This is a genomic window from Anaerococcus sp. HMSC068A02 (assembly GCF_001811125.1).
Lineage (GTDB): Bacteria > Bacillota > Clostridia > Tissierellales > Peptoniphilaceae > Anaerococcus > Anaerococcus vaginalis_C.
In genome coordinates this window covers 157,726-179,084 of record NZ_KV803761.1, presented here as the reverse complement: position 1 = coordinate 179,084, position 21,359 = coordinate 157,726, and the positions used below count along the sequence as shown (strand labels likewise).

The 21,359-nt window shown below is 28.5% G+C and carries 21 protein-coding genes and 1 pseudogene; 4 read left to right on the top strand and 18 right to left on the bottom strand.

Features of this window, described 5'->3' with window-relative positions; genetic code table 11:
- Positions 1-178: 178 nt before the first annotated feature.
- The 4 genes and pseudogenes from HMPREF2782_RS06255 to HMPREF2782_RS06240 form a co-directional block, all read right to left on the bottom strand.
- A complete protein-coding gene (locus HMPREF2782_RS06255) occupies positions 179-547 on the bottom strand; it encodes a DUF956 family protein (RefSeq protein ID WP_070641683.1) in 369 nt (122 codons plus the stop codon).
- Positions 547-1,476 carry a PTS system mannose/fructose/sorbose family transporter subunit IID gene (locus HMPREF2782_RS06250; RefSeq protein ID WP_070641682.1) on the bottom strand — a complete coding sequence of 310 codons (930 nt, stop codon included), beginning with the start codon at positions 1,474-1,476 and terminating at the stop codon, positions 547-549. The genes HMPREF2782_RS06255 and HMPREF2782_RS06250 overlap by 1 nt, the downstream gene beginning before the upstream one ends.
- A gap of 8 nt (positions 1,477-1,484) precedes the next feature.
- Positions 1,485-2,290 (bottom strand): annotated as a pseudogene (locus HMPREF2782_RS09765) (PTS mannose/fructose/sorbose transporter subunit IIC).
- A 9-nt stretch (positions 2,291-2,299) separates the two neighbouring features.
- Positions 2,300-3,301, bottom strand: coding sequence for a PTS sugar transporter subunit IIB (locus tag HMPREF2782_RS06240; protein ID WP_070641681.1), 1,002 nt, complete (start codon positions 3,299-3,301; stop codon positions 2,300-2,302).
- Between the two features lie 170 nt (positions 3,302-3,471).
- Here HMPREF2782_RS06240 and HMPREF2782_RS06235 point away from each other — a divergent pair, with 170 nt between their 5' ends.
- From HMPREF2782_RS06235 to HMPREF2782_RS06220, 4 genes are all read left to right on the top strand, one after another.
- Positions 3,472-6,330: an insulinase family protein gene (locus HMPREF2782_RS06235; protein WP_070641680.1), complete on the top strand. Its 2,859-nt coding sequence runs from the start codon at positions 3,472-3,474 to the stop codon at positions 6,328-6,330.
- A gap of 114 nt (positions 6,331-6,444) precedes the next feature.
- Positions 6,445-7,569, top strand: a complete 1,125-nt coding sequence (locus HMPREF2782_RS06230) for a 5-bromo-4-chloroindolyl phosphate hydrolysis family protein (protein WP_070641679.1) — start codon at positions 6,445-6,447, stop codon at positions 7,567-7,569.
- Positions 7,562-8,668: a toxic anion resistance protein gene (locus HMPREF2782_RS06225; RefSeq protein ID WP_070641678.1), complete on the top strand. Its 1,107-nt coding sequence runs from the start codon at positions 7,562-7,564 to the stop codon at positions 8,666-8,668. Before HMPREF2782_RS06230 ends, HMPREF2782_RS06225 begins: the two co-directional genes overlap by 8 nt.
- A gap of 8 nt (positions 8,669-8,676) precedes the next feature.
- A complete protein-coding gene (locus HMPREF2782_RS06220) occupies positions 8,677-8,937 on the top strand; it encodes a kinase to dihydroxyacetone kinase (protein ID WP_070641677.1) in 261 nt (86 codons plus the stop codon).
- A 277-nt stretch (positions 8,938-9,214) separates the two neighbouring features.
- Here the strand turns inward: HMPREF2782_RS06220 and HMPREF2782_RS06215 are convergent, their stop codons facing one another.
- From HMPREF2782_RS06215 to HMPREF2782_RS06150, 14 genes are all read right to left on the bottom strand, one after another.
- Positions 9,215-10,165 carry a CorA family divalent cation transporter gene (locus tag HMPREF2782_RS06215; RefSeq protein WP_070641676.1) on the bottom strand — a complete coding sequence of 317 codons (951 nt, stop codon included), beginning with the start codon at positions 10,163-10,165 and terminating at the stop codon, positions 9,215-9,217.
- Between the two features lie 197 nt (positions 10,166-10,362).
- Positions 10,363-10,995, bottom strand: a complete 633-nt coding sequence (locus tag HMPREF2782_RS06210; RefSeq protein WP_070641674.1) for an ABC-2 transporter permease — start codon at positions 10,993-10,995, stop codon at positions 10,363-10,365.
- On the bottom strand, positions 10,976-11,842 hold the full coding sequence (locus HMPREF2782_RS06205) for an ABC transporter ATP-binding protein (RefSeq protein ID WP_070641668.1): 867 nt from the start codon (positions 11,840-11,842) through the stop codon (positions 10,976-10,978). The genes HMPREF2782_RS06210 and HMPREF2782_RS06205 overlap by 20 nt, the downstream gene beginning before the upstream one ends.
- Positions 11,835-12,212, bottom strand: coding sequence for a GntR family transcriptional regulator (locus HMPREF2782_RS06200; RefSeq protein WP_070641664.1), 378 nt, complete (start codon positions 12,210-12,212; stop codon positions 11,835-11,837). The genes HMPREF2782_RS06205 and HMPREF2782_RS06200 overlap by 8 nt, the downstream gene beginning before the upstream one ends.
- Positions 12,213-12,303: 91 nt before the next feature.
- Positions 12,304-12,774: an SH3 domain-containing protein gene (locus tag HMPREF2782_RS06195; RefSeq protein ID WP_070641660.1), complete on the bottom strand. Its 471-nt coding sequence runs from the start codon at positions 12,772-12,774 to the stop codon at positions 12,304-12,306.
- Between the two features lie 9 nt (positions 12,775-12,783).
- Entirely contained in the window at positions 12,784-13,389 is a 606-nt protein-coding gene (locus tag HMPREF2782_RS06190; protein WP_070641656.1) for a CpsD/CapB family tyrosine-protein kinase, read from the bottom strand.
- On the bottom strand, positions 13,382-14,242 hold the full coding sequence (locus HMPREF2782_RS06185; protein WP_070641650.1) for a YveK family protein: 861 nt from the start codon (positions 14,240-14,242) through the stop codon (positions 13,382-13,384). The genes HMPREF2782_RS06190 and HMPREF2782_RS06185 overlap by 8 nt, the downstream gene beginning before the upstream one ends.
- Before the next feature lie 149 nt (positions 14,243-14,391).
- The gene (locus HMPREF2782_RS06180; RefSeq protein WP_070606178.1) at positions 14,392-15,276 is read right to left on the bottom strand and encodes an undecaprenyl-diphosphate phosphatase; all 885 of its coding nucleotides are present in this window, start codon (positions 15,274-15,276) and stop codon (positions 14,392-14,394) included.
- A complete protein-coding gene (locus tag HMPREF2782_RS06175; RefSeq protein WP_019118896.1) occupies positions 15,273-16,082 on the bottom strand; it encodes a tRNA 2-thiocytidine(32) synthetase TtcA in 810 nt (269 codons plus the stop codon). Before HMPREF2782_RS06175 ends, HMPREF2782_RS06180 begins: the two co-directional genes overlap by 4 nt.
- A complete protein-coding gene (locus HMPREF2782_RS06170) occupies positions 16,082-16,873 on the bottom strand; it encodes an MBL fold metallo-hydrolase (RefSeq protein WP_070641647.1) in 792 nt (263 codons plus the stop codon). Before HMPREF2782_RS06170 ends, HMPREF2782_RS06175 begins: the two co-directional genes overlap by 1 nt.
- Before the next feature lie 120 nt (positions 16,874-16,993).
- Positions 16,994-17,809, bottom strand: a complete 816-nt coding sequence (locus HMPREF2782_RS06165; RefSeq protein ID WP_070641642.1) for a Cof-type HAD-IIB family hydrolase — start codon at positions 17,807-17,809, stop codon at positions 16,994-16,996.
- A 288-nt stretch (positions 17,810-18,097) separates the two neighbouring features.
- Positions 18,098-19,405, bottom strand: a complete 1,308-nt coding sequence (locus HMPREF2782_RS06160; protein WP_070641638.1) for a radical SAM protein — start codon at positions 19,403-19,405, stop codon at positions 18,098-18,100.
- A complete protein-coding gene (locus tag HMPREF2782_RS06155) occupies positions 19,402-20,679 on the bottom strand; it encodes an HAD-IA family hydrolase (protein WP_070641632.1) in 1,278 nt (425 codons plus the stop codon). Before HMPREF2782_RS06155 ends, HMPREF2782_RS06160 begins: the two co-directional genes overlap by 4 nt.
- Position 20,680: 1 nt before the next feature.
- The gene (locus HMPREF2782_RS06150) at positions 20,681-21,142 is read right to left on the bottom strand and encodes a PPC domain-containing DNA-binding protein (protein WP_261668716.1); all 462 of its coding nucleotides are present in this window, start codon (positions 21,140-21,142) and stop codon (positions 20,681-20,683) included.
- Positions 21,143-21,359 lie beyond the last annotated feature (217 nt).

Here is a 21,359-nt window from a genome sequence, read left to right as displayed (position 1 = left end):
CATACGTAAAAAATTGATTTGATTTCAAATTTCAAAATTCGTCAAGAAATCGCACTGTTTGAGAGCGTAGCTCGAGTTTGCAATTTTAGAATTTTGAAATTTAGAAATCAACAATTTTTGGAGTCAGATATTCGTGCTTGAGGGTTTGTTTACGATCTGACTTAGAAAAAATCCAAGCCTATTTTTTAATTAAATTTTTAATACCTCTTTTTATTACCTCAAAAAATGATAAAGACCTTCTCAATTTATTTGAATCAATATAATTATTTAAAGCTCTCAAAGTTTTTTTATTATCCTTTGTTGTAAAAATAAAATTGCCACTTTCTTTTGTATGAATCGCAAATCTATTTATTTTTTTGCCAAATAAAACTGACGCACTCACAAAGGAAATTTCCTTGTAAGGAATTTGTATATAATCTTCTACATTTTTTTCATTATAGAATTCAAAGGCCTTATCGCCTACCATTATATTGCCATCAGAGGTAAATCCATTAAGGCATCTTCCCTTAATGGATAAGTCTACATTTTTATTTTGACTTTGAACCATTACATGATTCCAAGTACAGATGCTATTATTCCTATTATAAATAAAGCAACTATTATAACAATTGGAGATACATTTTTCTTTAATAATTTACAAATTCCAAGTGTTAATAACATTGGAACAAGTCCTGGTATTAATTGGTTTAAGTTATCTTGTAAGGTTGTAACTTTAACTTGATCAAGGCCTGCTGATCCTAATTGATTATAAAGCTTAAAGGCTTCTTGAAGTCCCTTGCTACCTGTTGATAAAGAATTCCAATCAATAAATGATCCTGCTTGTTGAGTTACTTCTGATACGTTTACAGTAAATGTTACATTTACCCATCTTTGTACCAAAGCGCCAACTATAAACATACCAACAATTGATGCAACCAAGTTTACTTTTCCTAAAAGTCCACCTGATAAATCTTTTGTAATTTCATTTCCTACTTTGTAACCAAATTCTTGAGTTTTCCACTCAAATGCCATTCTTATAATATTCCAAAATACAAAAAATATTATTGGTCCAATAATATTTCCTGTTAAAGCCATTGATGCACCAAGAGCTCCAAGTATTGGTCTTGCTGTAAACCAGAAAACTGGATCACCAACACCTGCCAAAGGTCCCATCATTCCTACTTTAACAGAGTTTATTGTTTTATCTTCAATAGGAGCTCCATTTGCTTTTTCTTCTTCCATAGCAAGAGTAACTCCCATTACTGGGCTTGAAAGATATGGGTGAGTATTATAAAACTCTAAGTGTCTTTTTAAAGCAGATTTTCTTTCTTCATCTGTTTTATATAATTTTTTGATAGCAGGAATTATTGAATAACACCAACCACCGTTTTGCATACGTTCATAATTCCAAGAACCTTGTAGGAGTTGATGACGATTAAATACTTTTATCCTATCAGATCTTGATAATTCTATTCTTTTTTCATTTACTTCAGTCATATTTCCTCCTAATAATCATTTATAATATCGCCAAGTGGATCTCCAGTATTAGCTGATCCATTTGATGAAGATGATTCTTTAAGTTTTAAATAGATAAGTGCAAGTGAAAATCCTACTACACCAAGTCCGATTAGAGTTAGTTGTGGGATTGCTGCGACTGCAAAACCAATTGCAAAAAATGGCCAGGTTTCTTTTGTACTCATCATATTAATTACCATCGCATAACCTACTGCTGCAACCATTCCTCCGCCTACTTCCATACCATGAGTTAACCAACCTGGCATAGAATTTAAAACGCCTGTTACAACTTTTGGTGAAACAAAACAAAGTGCTGCTGCAGGAACAGCAATTCTAAGTCCTTGCATCAAAACTGCAAGTATATGAAGAACTTCAATTTTTCTGAAATTTCCTTCTTCTGCTGCTGCATCCATTCCGTGAACTATTGGAATTGATAAAGTTCTTGCTATCATTGTTAAAAATAGACCTGCTACTGAAAGTGGTATAGCAACAGTGATGTATTTATTGCATTATTTACATTTCCTGAGCCATCTTGTAGAGCTAAAACCATGATAATAGCACTTGCAACTGATGCCAAAGCCGCATCTGGAGCTACTGCTGCTCCAACATTTGCCCAACCAAGAGCAATCATTTGAAGAGCACCACCAAGCATAATTCCTTCTTTTAAATGTCCACTTACAAGTCCAATCAAAGTACAAGCAACGATTGGTTGATGGAATTGAAATTGGTCTAAGATTCCTTCCATACCCGCAAGTAGAGCAACTATAACAATTAAAATAATACTAATTGCTGACATAATTCCTCCTTAAGCCAAACCAAGTTCTGATTTTGCTTTTTTCATAATATTTGTAAAGTTTTCAGGCTGATTTGCTGGAACTTTTCTTACATCGATTTTTATTCCCTTGTCGAGTAATTTTTCAAAAGTTTCAACATCTTCTTTTCCCATAGAAACGGTAGAAGTTACATAAGCCTTTCCTTGTGAGTGAGCCATAGATCCAAGATTTATTTCTTTTAAATCTGCACCTTTTTCGATAAGCTCAAGAGCATCTTGTGGTGTTTCAAATAATAACATTGCTCTTGTATCTCCAAAACGTGGATCTTCAAAAATTTCTGCCATTTTCCAAATTGGCACAACGTGAGCCTTAACTCCTGGAGGAGCAGCCTCCATTATCATTGACTTACGCAAAGCATCTTCACTTACATTATCACTTACGACAATAATTCTTGTTGGATTTGTAGATTTTGTCCAACTTGTAGCAACTTGTCCATGAAGTAATCTTGTATCAATCCTTGCAAGAACAACGTCAATTTTTCCATCTCCAATTACTGTTCCTTCTGGAATTGTTCCAGTATGTTTTGGAAGATTTTCTTTTGACTGATCTTTTGCATTAGATTTATTGTAATCGTCCATCAAGGATTCTGGTTTAGTTTTTACTCCTTCTTTGGCAGGCTCTAATAAAACTTTTGCAAGATCATGTGATTTTTCTTCCATAAGTCTTGAGCCAAGTGCCTCAATTAGCATGGGTAAATTAAGTCCGGTAAGAACTGCCCACTTTTCTTCATTTCCATCCATAAGAGCTGAAACTTGGTTAAAAGGTGTTCCACCCCAAAGGTCTACTAAGAAAAGTATTTGTTCACAATCAAGTTTTTTGATTTTTTCTTCAAGATCTTTTCTTAAATCATCAGGACCCATTGAAGGTAAGAGAACTGCTGTTTCTAATTTTTCTTGTTCTCCAAAAATCATTTCACCAGATTGTCTTATACCTTGAGCAAATTCGCCGTGACTTGCCAGTATAATACCTATCATTTACTTCCCTCCTTAAATTAAATTGATTTATTAAATAAACCTAGTTTTATTTTACACTATATCAAGAAATTTTTTAAATATTTTTTTAAAAATTAATTTTTTCCTATTAATGAGATGAAATTTATTTAAGAGTATAGTTGTAGTAATAAATATAAAGAAAGGATTTATTAATGGAAAAATATATTTTAATAAAAAATAAAAAATATGAAAAACTTGGTCTGGATGTTTTTTTGTATGAACACAAAAAATCTGGAGCAAGAATTAATTATATAAAAACCGATGACAAAAACAAAACTTTTGCAATTGCTTTTAAAACTCCACCAGAATCTTCCAAGGGAATTTCTCACATTTTGGAGCATTCTGTTTTAAATGGTTCAAAAAAATATAGAACCAAAGAGCCTTTTATGGATATGATTGCATCAAGTCTTCAAACTTTTTTAAATGCCATGACCTATCCTGATAAAACTGTTTATCCTGTGGCAAGCGAAAATGACAAGGATTTTTTCAACCTTCAAGATGTTTATTTGGATGCAGTTTTTAATCCAAAAGTTTTAGGTAAAGAAGAAATTTTTTTACAAGAGGGAAAATCCATAAAAATTGATGAAAATGGAAAATTTTCTGTATCGGGCGTTGTTTACAATGAAATGAAAGGGGCAACTACAAATCCAGATACTATAATCATTAATGAAATAAATAAATATCTTTACAAAAACTCCTGCTACCAATATGTGTCTGGAGGAAATCCTTATGATATTTCTAAATTAACTTATGATGAATTTTTAGACTTTTACAAAAGATTTTACCACCCATCAAACGCTGAAATTTTTTATTATGGGGATATGGATATTGAAAAATATTTAAAAAATCTTGATGAGGAATATTTGTCCCATTATGAGAAAAAAGAAATCATTGCTGATTGTAAGGTTAGTGAAAATTATTATGAGAAACCAATTTTCACAAGATTCCAATCAAACAATGAGGATAAAAATAAATCATATCTGACATATTCATTTTTGACAAATAAAAGAGCTAATATAAAAGACCAACTTGCAAACGCAATCTTATCAATCGCCCTTTTCAACTCAGATTCCTCTGAAATTTCTCAAAGAATTTACAAGGAAATTGGACCTGAAAGTTTTTATGCAAGGACTGGCTATGGAGAAAGATCCTCAATTAAAATTACAGCTCAAGGCACATCCTACGAAAATTTAGATAAGTTTGTTGAAATTATTGAAGAAGAGCTTAAAAAATATGCCCACCATATTCCAAAAGATTCCCTAAAAGCTGCCCACGCTCTTTTTGATTTTTCTCAAAGAGAGCAAATGAATTCAGCTTCAAAAGGAATTGAATATATACTCATGCACAATCTGGATAATGAAATTTTTGATAGCCTAAATTTAATTGACTATATAAACGAATTGGGTGATTTGATTGAAACTGATTATTTTGAAAAACAGGTTCAAAAATATTTTATAAATAACAAGACTAAACTAGTTCTTGTGGCAAAACCGGATAAGGATTATTTCAAAAATATTGAAGAAAAAATCGACCAAGATTTGGAAAATTTGAAAAATTCCTTATCAAAAGATCAGATTGATAAATTAAAGGAAAAGGAAGAAAAATTAAAAGCCTTCCAAGAAAAAGAAGATTCAAAAGAAGATAAGGCTAGTATTCCAACTCTTGAAATTAGTGATGTAGACCTTGATATCGAAAAAGTTCCAAGGCAAATTGAAGATGATGATTTTAAATTTATCTACCACGATCTTGACAGCGCAGGGATGATTTATAATGAATTTTTCTTTGATATAAACCACCTTAACCTTGAAAATCTCAAATACCTTTGTCTGATTTCAGACTTTTTGGGCTCAATTGATACAAAAAAACATTCTTACCAAAATTTGGATGATTTAATTCCAATAAATATGGCAGGTCTTAATTTTACAATTCAAAATATAAAAAATAAGGACGGGGAAATTAATAATTTTATAAAAATTTCCTTTAAAACTACTATAGATAGGTACGAAAAATCTTTAGAAATTGTAAAAGAAATAATGAATGAATCTGTTTTTGATAATGAAAAAAGAATTAATGATATTTTAAAACAAATTAAAGCTTTATTTGAAATGAATATGTATGATTCTGGTCATAGCCTTGCCCTTACCCGTTCATTTTCACATTTTGATAAACTTTCATACATCAAAGATGAGCTAAATGGCTTTGGTTATTATGAATTTATAAAGAAAATTTCCAAAGATGTAGAAGAAGATTTCAATAAGTTTAAGGAAAAATTAGAAGATTTGTATAAAGAAATTTTTTCAAAAAATCTTTTAATAAATATCACAGGATCAAATGAAGATTATAAAAAAGTTAAGGCTTATGTAAAGAAAGAATTTTCAGACCTTGAAAAGATAGAAAAAGAAAGAGCTCAAATAGATTTTCAAAAGTCCTATTATAAGGAAGGAATTTTATCTGATGCAAATGTAAATTATGTGTCTATGGGGGCAGATTTAAAAGAATTTTCTGACAAGAAATTAAATCTTTTGGCTCTTTCCTCATCAATTATTTCAAATCCTTACCTTCACGATTTAATTCGTGCAAAAGGAGGAGCTTATGGGGCAGGTCTAATGGTTGATAAGTATGGAAATATTGGAACATATTCTTACAGGGACCCTCATATAAAAGAAACTGTAGAAAATTATAAAAAAATCCCAGAAATTTTAGAAAACTTAAAACTTGATTCAAATGATTTGAAAAACCAAAAAATTTCAAAAATGGGTTCATATTTAAAACCTCAATCTCTTCAAGCCAAGACTTCCTTGGATTTTATAAGATATTTGCAAGGATTTTCTTATAAAGAGCTTGAAGAAAAACTTCTTGATATAAAAAATGCTAAATTAGATGATATAATTACTTTGAAAGATGACTACAAAAATATTTTGGACAAAAACAATCTTACAGTTTTTGGAAATAGGGAAAAATTGAGGGAAAATGAAAATTATTTTGATAAAATAATAGATTTAGATTCTTAAACATCCTGATTTTATTATTAATTTATTTAATTTTTACTATTTGTATATTAAATAAATATTAAGATAGTTTTTATATATTGAATCTTTCTGGTATAATTTTACTAAGGAGTGAATATGACAAATTATGATAAAGAAAACGAAAAATCTTTGGAAAATAGTCTAAACAAAGCTATTTCTGATATGGATTTTTCTGATATAAGTGAAAAGGTCAAGACAAGTCTTGATATATTTATTGATAAAACAATGAACTTTATAAATGGAAATCAAGTTAGAAAACCCGCAATCCAAACTAAAAATCCTCAAGTTTGTGCCCAAAAACTTCCAGAAAAAACCAAAGCTGGCTTACTTAAAACAGCAATGGTAATTTCTTTTTTACTTGCAATTTCTATGCTAATGATTTTATTTTTTGACGGATTTTCCTATGATTTTTTTAAAAATCTATTTTTAACAGCTTTGTTTTCAATATTTGGATTTTTTACTTTTAGAAAATCCCAACAATTGGATATGATTTCAAAAGATTACACAAGATTTTTAAGAGAGCTTGGACATAACACCGTAATTCCAATAAGAGATTTGGCATCATCAGTTCAAAAATCTGAAAAAGATACAATAAAAGAGCTAATGTATATGATGAATAAGGGATATTTCAAACAAGCAAGAATTGTAGAAAATGATTCATTATTTTTGTTAGATATTCCAACTTTCAAATTGTACAAAAACCAAAAAAATCAAATGCCAAATTTATCACACGAAGAAAATAAAAAAATAGCCCAAGATACAAGCACAAAAACAAACAAAGATAAAGCTGAAGAAATAATAAAAATTTCAAGCAAGGAAATAACTTCTATAAATCTTTCAATTTCAAGAATTAAAAATAGAAATTTTCTTGAAAAAGTAATAGAAATTAAAAAAACAATTGAAAATATTACAAACATTATTAAAAGATATCCAGAAAAAGCTTATGTTTTGGACAAATTTATAGAATATTATTTGCCAACAACTGTAAAATTAATTGATGCTTACACAGAATACGAAATTATGGAATCAAACGATTCAAAAATTAAAAATTCACTTGCGGAAATAGAATCTTCCATAGAAATAATCAATGAAGCCTTTGAAAAAATCCAATTAGAGCTAATGGAAGACAGGACAATGGATATAAAAACAGACATTGATACAATGAAAATTTTGTTAAACCAAGAAGGATATTTAGAAAAAGATTGGAGCAAAGATGAGTGATATTAAATTAAGATTAGACGGAGAAAATGAAGAGGTCGAATTAAGACCAGTCGAATATAAGGAAAAAATCCAAATAGATCAGTCAATAAAATTTTCTCCAGAAGAAGAAAAGCAAATTGATGATTTTTCCCAAAAAATTGACCTAGAAGATTCAAATATAATTCTCCAATATGGAGTCGGAGCTCAAAAAAAGATTTCAAATTTCTCAGAAAAAACTTTAAATACAGTAAAAAACAAAGAGCTTGGAGAAATTGGAGGACTTTTAGATAAGGTTGTTTCAGAAATCAAGTCAATGGACGAAGACGATAGCGGAGTTTTTGGATTTTTCAAAAAGCAAAAATCAAAGCTTGAAAATATGAAATTAAAATACCAATCAACCGAAAAAAATATAGATGAAATCGCCAAAGCCTTGGACAACCATCAAATAACCCTATTAAAAGATATTTCCCTGCTTGATCAAATGTACGAATTAAACGAGGATTATTACAAAGAACTTTCTATGTATATAGAAGCAGGAAATAGAAAACTCAAAAGAACTTTTGAAAAAGATATACCAGCTCTTGAAAATACAGCAAGAATTTCAAACCTTCCAATGGATGCCCAAAAAGCAAATGACATAAAAGCCCAAGCTAACAGGTTCGAAAAAAAATTGCACGATTTAGATTTAACCAGAATGGTTTCAATGCAAATGGCACCACAAATTAGGATGGTACAATCATCAAACTCAATTATGGCAGAAAAAATCCAAACAACAATTGTAAATACAATTCCTCTTTGGAAAAATCAAATGGTCCTAGCCCTTGGCATGAGCCACACAGAACAAGCAATACGTGCCCAAGAAGCCGTGACAAATCTTACCAATGACTTGCTAAAATCAAACGCCGACAAATTAAAACAAAATACAATCGACACAGCAAGAGCAACCGAACGCGGTATAATAGACCTTGATACAATAAAATACACAAACGATAGACTAATCGAGGCGATTGATGAAGTAAGGTCAATCCAAATCGAAGGAAAGAAAAACAGAGAAGATGCCAAAAACGAGCTTGGCCGTCTTGAAGAAGAATTAAAAAGAAATTTATTGAAAAATAGTTAGGAGAAAAAATGGCAGAAAAAATAGAATTCAAATTTGATACCCAGCTATTAATAGCAGGAGAAGATTTAGACGAAGACGAAATTTTCGATCATATTACAGAAAATTTCGAAGGAGATAGCCTACTTGCAGTAGGAGATGAAGATTTGATAAAAATCCACTTCCACACAAATAAACCATGGCAAATATTAGAATACGCCCAATCAATCGGCGATATTTTTGACGTAGTGGTAGAAAATATGCAAAGACAAGCAGATGGTTTAAAAGGATAAAAAATATAAAAAGACAGAAAGATAACCTAATCCCAAATCCGAAATAAGGACAAATGAGTTTAGGTTATTTTTCTGCCTTTTTTGTTGAATAAAAAAAGTTAATCATTTAAAAATTAAGGAGTTGAATAAAATTAATCCTTTAGAAATTAAAATAAATAAAAAACTAACCCTTCTCAAGCCTAGTCGAGAGATCTCTTTTATTACTTTATCTTTAAATAAACCATATACTTTAACTCTACCTCTTCACCTTCATTTAGAAATATGGTTTTTTTTATTTTCAACTATCAAATCTCCTAAATAATATATATACTAAAATTACACTAATCAAAGAAATTCCAATAACATAAATGTACCCAAAATTCCATTTTAATTCTGGCATATTTTCAAAATTCATTCCGTACCAGCCGGTTATTATTGTAATTGGTGTGAAAATTGTTGTTACTACTGTCAAAACTTTCATTGTGTTATTCATAGAAAGGTCCATTTTTGACGTGTAAGAATCTTTTACATTTGTAATATATCCACTCAAATAAGAAATGTTTGAAGAATATCTTTCAACTCTAAACAAAACTGATTTTAAATGTTTTATATCGTCATCATCAAAAATTTCATTTTCATTTTCCATTAAAACTTCCAAGGTATCTAGAAGTCTTTCGTATGATGCATACAAATTTAGAGCCTTATGCCTATTGTCAGAAATTATTCCTATGCTATCTCTGTTTTTTTTATTTTTTATTATCGCGTCTTCCACAGCTGCTGTTGAATTTTTTATTTGATCAAAAATTCTTGTGTGGTTGTTTACTAGGGCTGTAATAAAATATTTCAAAAGTCTTCCAGGAGATCTTGCTGAAAATTTCTTTGTTAGCATCCTCCTAAAAGCCTCTGTTGTCGATTGATCTCTATCATACAAGTCGACAATTATAAGTCTGTTGTTTTCTATATAAAATCCTATAAGATCTGAAGTTTCAAGATTTCCCATTATATCAAGCAATTCTAAAATTGCAAAGGTATAATTATCTTCCACTGCCATATAAGATTTTTTGGCAGTGTCTGACAAAAGCAAATCAATTATCGCATCGTCCAAATTATAAGTTTTGGCAAAATCAATAAAACTCGTCTTACCCAAATACATCAAATAAAAATCATCATCTTCTATAACATCATAAAAACTAGAAATATCGGTTTGTTCAAAACCATTATCCGTGTCAAATTTATAAATATAATCCATTTTTTCTCCTTAAAATTGGGAAACTTTTCTTTTACATTATGACTATATGAATTATCAATAAAATTTCAACGATTTAAGGCTTAATTTATAGATAATAATATTTAAAAATAAAAAAATAAGAATCCTTTATTCAACAATTTTTTACAACCGTCTAAAAAAGATTCTTATTTTTTATTTATTTTTATAAAATAAACATCTTATAACTCTTTATTTTCAAAAATTTTTATGGAAATAAAAACTGAAATTGAGTGTACTATTATTGTTATGGCAAAAATTATTAAGGATAAAAGTGTTTTATCCATTGTTAAGCCCTTATTTACATATTCCAAAAGCCATTCTTTATTTGATGAAATGGTTGAGAAAAATGCAAATACTAGAAAGTATAAAATTACAAAAACCAGTCTTGCTTTTTCTGCCCCAAATTTATACATTAATGGAAGTTCAACGACTCCAACTATGCTTGTTATGAAAAATAAGGATGATAATATTAAAATTAGTGGAATTTCTTTTGTAAGTGGGTTTTTGTTAAATCCTACAACAAATGACAAGGCCATTGCAAAAAGTGACATAAACCAAATTATGGTATATCTTGAAAATACAATTTTTTTCCTTGAAATTCCACTTGAAATCAAATATTTATCTGTTGAATATTGGTTGTCAATTCCAAAGACCATTCCTAAAAGTATTATTGGAATTAGGATAAAAAATAAGGGAATCAAAACCAATTGATTTTCTTTGTAAAAATAAATGCCCAGGCCAATTATTACTGCAAATTGTAAAAGCAAAGCATTTTTTATTGAAATCAAATCTTTATATATCAAGGCTTTCATTGTATTTCTCCTTTATCATATAAACCATAATTTCCTCTATACTAACATTTTCTACTTCAAGATTTTGAGGAATTAATTCTTTTTTAACCAAACATTCTTTTCCAAATTTATGATCTCTTACTGCAATTATGGAATTTTTATCAAGACTTTCAAATTCTTCTTTTGAAAGGGAAACTAGACCATAATCTTCCTTTAATTTATCCTTATTTTCAACAAAAATTAGCTTTCCCCTATGCAAAAAGGCAATTTCATCTGCAATTTTCTCCAAATCTGACAAAATATGGGATGAAATCATAATGCTTTTGTTTTCATCTTGGATAAATTCTAAAAGTATATCCAAAATATCATCCCTTGCCACAGGATCAAGCCCACTTGTTGCCTCATCCAAAATCAAAAGCTCTGGCTTATGGCTTAATGCCAAAATTAAAGACAATTTCATCTTCATTCCTCTAGAAAAAGTAGAAATTTTCTTTTTTTCCGGAAGCTTAAATCTTTTTAAAAGCCTATCAAAGGTTTCTTTTTCCCAAAAATTTCCATAATACATAGAGTGAAATTTTTCAACTTCTTTAATATTTAACTCTTGGGGAAAGAAAAAATCCTCAAAAACAAAGGCGATTTTTTTCTTCTCATCCTCAGTCAAATCTTCAATTTTTTTGCCAAAAATATAAATTTCACCAGAATCTTTTTTCATATCGCCCAAAATCAATTTGATTGTAGTAGATTTTCCAGCTCCATTTTCTCCAATATATCCAACAATAGATCCTCTTTTGATATTTAAATCCAAAGGTCCAAGATAAAAATCATTCAAAGATTTGCTAAGGCTTTTTATTTTTAATATATCATTCATCTTCTTCCTCCAATATATCTATAAGAGAAATAATTTCTTTTTTTGAAATTCCTGCAAGTTTAGATAATTTGATAATTTCTTTTAGATGATCTTCAATTTTTATTGAAAATTTTTCCCTGATTAATTCTGGATTTTGATCTTTTACAAAATTTCCCTTTCCTGGAACAGAATTAATAAGTCCATCTTTTTCAAGTTCATCGTAAGCCCTTTTCGTTGTAGCTACACTAACTCTAAGCTCTTTTGCCAAAAGTCTAATAGAAGGAAGGGCTTTGTCTTTTTCTATCTCATCATTTAAAATTGCATCTCTTATTTGATTTTTAATTTGTAAATATATGGGATCTTTACTCGAGTATCTGATCTTAATATCCATTTATTCCTCCTACTGTTCATAGTGTACCTTAACAGTTGAAAAGTGTCAAGATATATAAATAAAAAAAGCTTGGTTAAAACCAAACTAATTTTTATTCTATATCATCTAAAAGCTCTGTCAAAATATAGCCTTGGTACTCTCCATAGCTTACTTTTGACCATTCGCCTACTATTTCTGATCTTTCTATTTGTGTTCCGGGTTGGATTGTTGCTACAATTTCTGAATCTGTGTTTGTTTGTCTTCTTATATTTGAAATATCTTTTACTGTGAATATTCCATAAGCTTGTTTTGGCTCTTTGTCTTTTTCTTTTTTATTTTTCTTATCTTTCTTTTCCTCTTTTGTTTCGTTTGATTTATTTTTTTCATCAAGATTTTTTAGACTTGCAAGATTATTTGAAGAAGAATTTTCGTTTGTTTCGTTTTTCTTTTTGAAGGTTACTTCTGTTGAAACTTTATTTGATATTTGGCTTTCTTCTGGATGTCTTTGGGATACATATTCTTCTTTTGAACATGCTGAAAGTGTTAAGCTTAATGCTAATATTAATAAAATTTTCTTTTTCATTTTTTCTCCTTAATTATCTGTTGTTATTATTCCCGAAATTTGGGCGTTTACATTTTCAAGTTTTCTTATTGATGCGTTTAATTTTTTTCTTCTAAAATCTTTTTTTCTGGCAAAAACTATAACTGAATCTGCGAGTCTTGGATAAAAATTTGCATCGTCGTATTTTTCGTTAGCTGCTGTATCCAAAAATATAAAATTATATTTTTCTTTTAGAGAATCAAAAATATTTTCTATCCTATCATAGTTTAAAATACTTGGATTTATTTCTCTTTGGTCTGGTGCGAGGATTAGGTCAAGATTTTTTTGGAAATGATCTTTTACTATGAAATTTTCATAGGGTTTTTCCTTTTCCAAAATATCAAAAAATCCCCTATCAAATTCAATATCGCACAAATCTCCCATCATTGGATTTCTAAAATCAGCTTCTATAATAATTACCTTGTAATTATCTTTTGCCAATGCTCTAGCTAAATTTAAAATCAAAGATGACTTGTTTATCTTCTCATTTGATGATACAAATTGTACTAAAGAATTTTTATCTGCAATTTTCAAAAAATTATTTTTTAAGGATTCAAAAGATTTTTCTATCTTATTCGCCTTATTTTTATTAAACATCTAAATCACCATCATCATATTTTGGCATATCTGCAATTATTGTATAATCTTTGTTGTTTTCTTTGTTTTGATATAATCTAAAATTTTCATCTTCATCAGTTGATAAATCTTCATTAGAATTTATATCTTGGGATAATTCATTGTCTTCGTCGTAGTATTCTTGTACTAAATTTCCATCTTCATTTATATAAGATTCTCTTACATTATCATAATCATTTTCATAATCGTATTCTTCTTTATCATCATCTTTTGTAAATACGACTTTTCTAATTTCTTTTTCTTCAACATATTCTTCTACATCATTATTTTTTGAATTTCTAATTGAAACTACAAGTGAACCGAAAATAAAATATGTTATAAAAGCTGCAAGTCCAACTTTTAGTGAATCTTTTTCGCTCGTTTTTGCTAAACTTGCATTTGGATAAGCCTTGTCAATTACTACTGCATCTGCTTTATAAAGTTGATTAATTACTGAAACTGTAATTTCTGCATATTCATCCGCTATATCTTCTGCCCTAAGTTTTATAGAATCTTTTACGTTTATATTTAAAATATGGGTGTTAGCAATTGCTTGTATTTGAATTTTTTTGTCAAGTTCGCCAGGATCCATATCAAGTTTTAAATTTTCAATTACTCTTTTTTTGATAGCATTTGAATTTACAGTTTCTGCATAAGTGTAAGCAGTTTTATCATCATCTTTTATTTTTTCATTAGAGGTTGTAAGGATTTTTGATTGAGCCTTATAAGTTTTTATACCAAACTTATCAAACAAAAAATAAAATCCTATTCCAATTATAAGTCCAAAAACCAAAGCCTTTGGTATTACACTAAATACTGATTGTTTCTTTTTCATTATCTCCTCCGAAATTTCTGTAATTTATTTTTATTTAAATTATTTTTATTTTTCAAAACTCTTATTCTAATTTTACACTATAAGGAAAATTTTTTAAAGTTTTGCCAAAGCAAAAAGGCGGGTTTCCCCACCTTTTATTTTTTTAAATTTTATTTAATTATTAGAAAATATAAAAATACAATTACTGCAAGGACAATTCTATATTTTCCAAAAATAATGAAGTCATTTTTTTGTACGTAAGAAATAAATTTCTTAATTACTATATAAGCAACGATAAAACTTAAAATCATTCCTATAAGAATTAAAATCCATTCATATCCTGAAAATCCTGATACGTTTTTTACAACTTTTAAAAGAGTTGCTCCAAGCATTGTTGGAATTGCCAAAAAGAATGAAAATTCTGCACTAGCTGATCTTGAAAGTCCCAAAATCATTGCTCCAATTATTGTTGCAGCTGACCTTGATGTTCCTGGAATCATTGCAAGAACTTGAAAACATCCTATAAAAAATGCAGTTTTATAAGAAATTAATGAAATATTATCTACTCTTTGTCTGTTTTCTTTTTTGTTTTTATTTTCAATTGAAATTATTCCAATACCCCAAACAAAAAGCATAAGGGCAACAACCATTGGATTAAATAAATACTCATCAATTATATCGTCAAATAAAAATCCCAAAATTCCTGCTGGTATTACTCCAACTATAACTCTTTTCCAAAGCTCAATTGTTTCTTTGTAAGGATGAGTTAATCTATAATAAAATTTTGATTGGCCATTTAATTTCGCATAATTTTTTGGAAAATATCTTTTTGTTTTTTCAAAATCCCAAGGATTTAATTTAGAAAAATACAAAACAACTACTGAAAGTATTGCTCCAAGTTGAATTATTACATTAAAGGCGTTGGCAAATTTTTCTGGTTCAAGTTTTACAAACTCATTTACCAAAATAAGATGACCTGTTGATGAAACAGGCAAAAATTCTGTAACTCCTTCTACAATAGAAAGAATTATTACTTTTAATAAATCTAAAATCATTTTTCAAATTCCTCCATGAATGAATGTTCTTTACCATTTATTTTATATCCCAAAACCATATCGCAATTTACATTTTCAGCTGATCTTAGGATTGATTTTTCTACATTTGGTATTTCTTCTTTTAAATCTTCAATAAGATTTTTTATTTTTTTTCTTGTATAAGACTCACTTTTTTTTGTAACAGTGCAAGCACAATTTAAGGCACTTAATCCTACATAATCACGCCAAGCTATTACATCTTTTTCTTCTATAAAATACATGGGTCTTATAAGCTCCATATCATCAAAATTTTGCGCCAAAAGTTTTGGCTTCATTGTTTTATAATTTCCAGCATACAAAACATTCATCAAAGTCGTTTCGATTGCATCGTTCATGTGATGGCCCAAGGCAACTTTATTACAACCAAGCTCTTTTGCCTTGGCGTATAAAAATCCCCTCCTCATTCTCGCACACATATAACAAGGATAGTCTCCAGAAATTTTTTCGCTAATTTCAAAAACATCCGAATCGAAAATTTTTGCTGGAATATTTAAATATTTTAAATTTTTTTCCAACAAATCTCTGTTTTCTTTATCGTAGCCTGGATCCATGCAAATATATTCAACTTCAAAATTTACATTTGAATGTTTGTGCAATTCTTCAACAAGTTTTGCTGTCAAAAGCGAATCTTTTCCACCAGAAATCGCACAAGCGACCTTGTCGCCCTCATTTATTAATTCATATTTTTTTACAGCTTTTATAAATTTTGACCAAAGCTCTTTTCTGTATTTTTTTATAATTGATCTTTCAATTTCTACTAATTCCATCATAACTCCACTAAACTTGAAGGTTCGTTTCTTTTTGCAACTTCCAATTGTATATCTTTATTTGTGTCTAGTCCACAGGATTTTAGGTAATTATCTACAGTTATCCTACAAAGTTCTTCTGAATTATTTGTTTCAGACAAGTGAGCAAGAAAAATTTTTTCATTTTTCCCTTGAAGGGCATCAGCCAAAGATTTTGCCGATTGTTCATTTGATAAATGTCCCATCTTTCCCATAATCCTAACTTTCATCGAATAAGTATAGGGACCTCTTTTTAAAGCATCAAGGTCATGGTTTGCCTCAAAATAATAGACATCTGATCCTTTTATCTCATTTAAAATTCTCTCATCAATTATTCCCGTATCAGTCAAAACCGTAATTTTTTTATTATCCAAATACAAAATAAAACCAACCGGTTCACTTGCATCGTGATGAATTGATATTGGAAAAATATCAAAAGAATTGAAATTAAAAAAAGAATTTGACTTGAAAATTTTTATATTTTCATCTTTTAATTTCCCAGCATTTTTTATAAAAGAAAGCCAAGTTCCCTTGTTGGCATAAATTGGAATATCATATCTTCTGCTCATGACAGATGCTCCCTTTACGTGGTCGATGTGTTCATGAGTTAAAAAAATCGCATCCAAATTTTTTGGATTTTCGCCAATTTGAGATAAAAGATTTTCAATTTTTCTTCCCGAAAAACCACAATCAATCAAAATTTTTGATCCCTTGTGTTCAACAAAAACAGAATTTCCCGAAGATCCTGAAGCTAGAGAGCAAAATTTACTCATAATACTTCCTATCTTTTTTATTTTACAAAATTTATTTTAACATAAAAATATGTAAGATTTTAGAAAAATCTTACATAAATAACTAATCATATAATACTGGTTTTTTCGCTCTTTTCAATTTTAATTGGCAAAAAATACTTTTTCCAAAATATCACAAACTCCGTCTTCATCGTTTGAATAATTTGAAACAATATCAACCATTTCTTTAACACTTTCTCTCCCATTTCCACAAGTTGCAGAAACTCCTGCCATATTTAATATAGTCTTATCATTATTTGAATCGCCAATAGCAAGAGTTGATTTTAAATCTACATTTAAAATTTCGCACAATCTTTTTAAAGCCTGACCTTTGTCAGCCTCCTTGTGTAAAACTTCAAAAACTTCTGGCACATTTCTTACTGTTTGATAAGTTTTTAAAAGTTTTTCATTATAATTTTTTTCAAATTCATCAACAGCATCTTTGTTTCCAGTTATGGTAATCCTATCAACCCTTTGGCTCATATCTTTTTCATCAATTTTTTCAATAGGCATTTTCAAAATTTCAGATTCAAATAAAAAATGTTTATTTACCTTCTCGCTATTGCTGTACAAATTATATTTATTGTAAATTCCTATTTGAAGCTTATCGTTTATTATCTTTTTAAGATTTAAATAATCCCCCATGCTTAAAATTTTTTTTGAAACATCTGACTTGTCCTTATTTTTAATTATAAGAGATCCAGTATTTGTTATAGAATAATCATCATCAGAATTTAATTCCAAATCATCAAGTATCCAAGAAAATCCACCAAGAGGCCTTCCAGTAGAAATAACTACAAAAATCCCCTTTGCTCTCAACTTTTTAATAATTTTAAAATTTTTCCTAGAAACTTTTTTATCCGAATTTAAAAGAGTTCCATCAAGGTCAATAGCTACAAGTTTTATATTTTTTTCCATATTCACTCCTAACTTTCTTCTCTTTTTATTCTATCACATAAAATTATATATTTTAAAAAATAAAAATAAGCCTTAATTTAAAGGCACAGACTGTTTATAAAGTATACAAACCCTCAAACTAAGAATATCATACGGAAAAAATTGATTTGATTTCAAATTTAAAAATTCGTCAAAAATCGCATTGTTTGAGCGTTAGCGAGTTTGCGATTTTAGAATTTTGGAATTTAGAAATCAACAATTTTTGAAGTCAGATATTCGTGCTTGAGGGTTTGTCTACGCTCTGAAGCCTTAATGTATAGGCTTATTAATAAAATTTTCTATTAATTTATTTTTATCATAAATTTCTTTTTCTATATTTTTATAATAATCTCTAAGGTTTCTCTCATTTCTATATTTTTTTCCATTCATCAATTTTGAATTTGCATTCATACCAAGGCCTATAATATTTTCAAGCTCTTCGTTTATTAAAATATTATATCGTTGAGAAGTATTTTCTTTTTCATATCCAATATTTTCCAAATTTCCTATTATGTTTTTTTGCCTATAAAGATAATAGGGCTTGTAGGAATTTTCTTTTGTAAAAATTTCTATATCCTTTGCAATTTTTATACTTTCGCTTTCATTTCCATTAATATTTTCTTCGAAATATTTTGAGCCAACTTTCTGAGCCAGCGCATGGAAGGTTATATTATCTGGCTTTAATTTTTTTAAAATTTCAAAATTTTTAGAAAAACTTTCTCTGTTTTCTCCATAAAGTCCAACTATAAAATCCATATTTATAATAAAACCAAGTTTTTTGGCATAGTCATAAATTTTTACAAAATTATAAAAATTGATTGGTCTATTTATATTCTCCAAAACATTCCCGCTAAAAGTTTGGGGATTTAAGGAAATTCTTCCTACATTTTTTTCTTTAAACAAAGCTAATTTTTCAAAATCAAGGGTATCTTCCCTGCCTGCTTCAAGTGTAAATTCATTGAAAATAAATTTTTCGTTGATTAAAGACAAAATCCTATCCAAATCTTTCACAGATAAATTTGATGGCGTTCCTCCGCCAAGATAAATTGTATCCAATTTTTTTGGCAAATTAATTTTTGAAATTTCTTCTAATAAAAAATCAACATAAAGATTTTTTTCTACTGTGTTTGACACAATAGTCGGATAAGAACAATACCTGCACCTTTGAGGGCAAAATGGAATATTTATATAAAGATTAAAATCTTTTGCATCAAATTTTAATTTGTCCTGACTTTCTTTTATAGCTTTTAATAAATTGATTTTATTATCTTTTAACTTGTAAATATTTTTCAAATCATAAAAACTATGATTTTTTAAAAGTTTTGAAGGTTTTGACCCTGTTAAAATTCCCCAATCAGAAGTTTTTTTGCTTTCTTTTTCCAAAATTTCAAAAAGAATTTGTTTTAATTTTAAATTTGAATCAAAAAAGTAGGACTTATTTTTACTTTCAATAAGTCCATTTTTTATCAATATATCAGGATTTTTTTCAACAAAAGAAAAATCTTCTTTGCCATAAAAAATATTTAAAATATCATATACAATTTTTCTTTGATTTTCATTTTCTAAATATATTTTCATATTTCTTTTACAATTTCTCTCGCCCAAACTTGGTCGATCATTGATGTTTCTTTGACATCAACAAAGGCTATGTATTTGTCATACAAAGTTTGATAAAGATCATCCACAAATGGCATTTTGAATTTGCCATTTTTTGTTACAATTATAAATTCATTATTTTTATAGTGCATAGCCAAAATATCTTCTTTTTTAAATTTAAAATCTGGACTTTGAATTAGGACAAATTTCATTATTTCAATTATATTATCAATTTTCCCATCATCGAAAATAGAAATTTTTTCCTTCAAATCAAGGTCGTTTTTGCACATCCTTATTATAAAATCTTCTGCCTTATTTTTATTTAGCCTATCTAGAATTTTTAGGGAAGATTTGAAGGCTAGTTGATTTCTTTTTTGGATAAATTTAGGATCATTTACAAACATCAACTTCTTGTCATTATCTGTATAAACATATCTATAATTTAATTTAAATAATTTTTTGCAAGATGGACATTCAACAAGACCTACATTTTCTATAAAATCTTTGTCATTAAGAGAAAATATTGCTGTAGGCAAAGATTTTGTAAATTTTTCCTTACAAGATGGGCAAGATAAATTAAAATCTTTATTTCTTGTATCAATATTATTTTTATTTTTTAAAAAATCCAAAAATTCTTCCAAAGATGAAAATACCAAATCTGCTTCATTTTTTATAAGCTCACTATCGTCCAAATCAACTATCAAAACTGCCACAGCACCACTTGCCTTTGCAGCTTTTATCCCAGAAAGAGAATCTTCCAAAATATAAGTTTTATTTTTATCAGCATTTAATTTTTCCATAGCAAAATTAAAAATTTCAGGATTTGGTTTGCCTTCAACAATATTATCCGAAGAAATTATCAAATCAAAATAATTTCTCACTCCTTCCCTATCAACCAAAAAATCTACCCTGTCTTTTTCAGAAGAAGATGCAAGAGCAAGTTTCTTATTATTTTTTTTCAAATAATCCAACAATTCCACCAAACCAGATTTTTTTAAAGAATAATCAATTTTTTCAAATTTTTCTTCCCTCAAATCATTTAAATCTTTTCTAATTTCTACAGCTTTTTTTCTGTCCATAGAAAATTTTTCAACCATATAAGAAATAGATTCATCCATTTTTCTTCCAGATAAAAGAATCTTATCTTCTAAATCAAAAGAAAAATTATTCTTTTTTGCAATCTCACGCCATGTTTGATAATAAAAATTTTCCGTATCAAACATAGTTCCGTCCATATCAAATATAAAATAATCCATACTAAAACTCAATTAAATTTAATCCCAATTCTTCATCAAATTTTCTATTAATATCGCCATCAATAATTGTAACAAAAATTTCCGCAGTTAAAGAAATAACAGCCTCATTCAAATGACCAGCAACTGCTTCTCCTGCAATATCTCCCGTAAGAGCATTTGTTTTTGCCTTGCCACAAGTGATGTGAAAATGAGTATAAAGCTTACCGTCTTTATTAGAAATATTTCCACAAAGATTTGCAATTTCTAAATCTTCTTCATATTTTTTTATATTATAATCCTTAGTTTCAGGATCAAAAAGACCAATATCAAGATTATCAGTAGCACCAATTCCAGTTAAAAAACCAGCCTTTACATTTTCCTTTTCCAAAATTTCCCTAACAGATTCAACAAGCTTATCGCCCTTTTTTAATCTAATAACTAATTTATCATCAAATCTTTTATAAACCATATAAAATCCTTTCATTTTTCAAATTTAACTTACACATTCTTTAAACATTATACCCAAACAAGGGGAGAGGTGTTGATTTTATTTTTGTTTTAATTTTAAATTACAAAATAAATTATTTAATTAAATTAATTCTTCGTTATGTTAGGGGAGAAAATGGGGGAGTTTCGATTCTCCCCCTTTTTTCTCCCCTAACAACCCCTCTTTTTTGCCCCCCTGCAACCGACCATTGCAT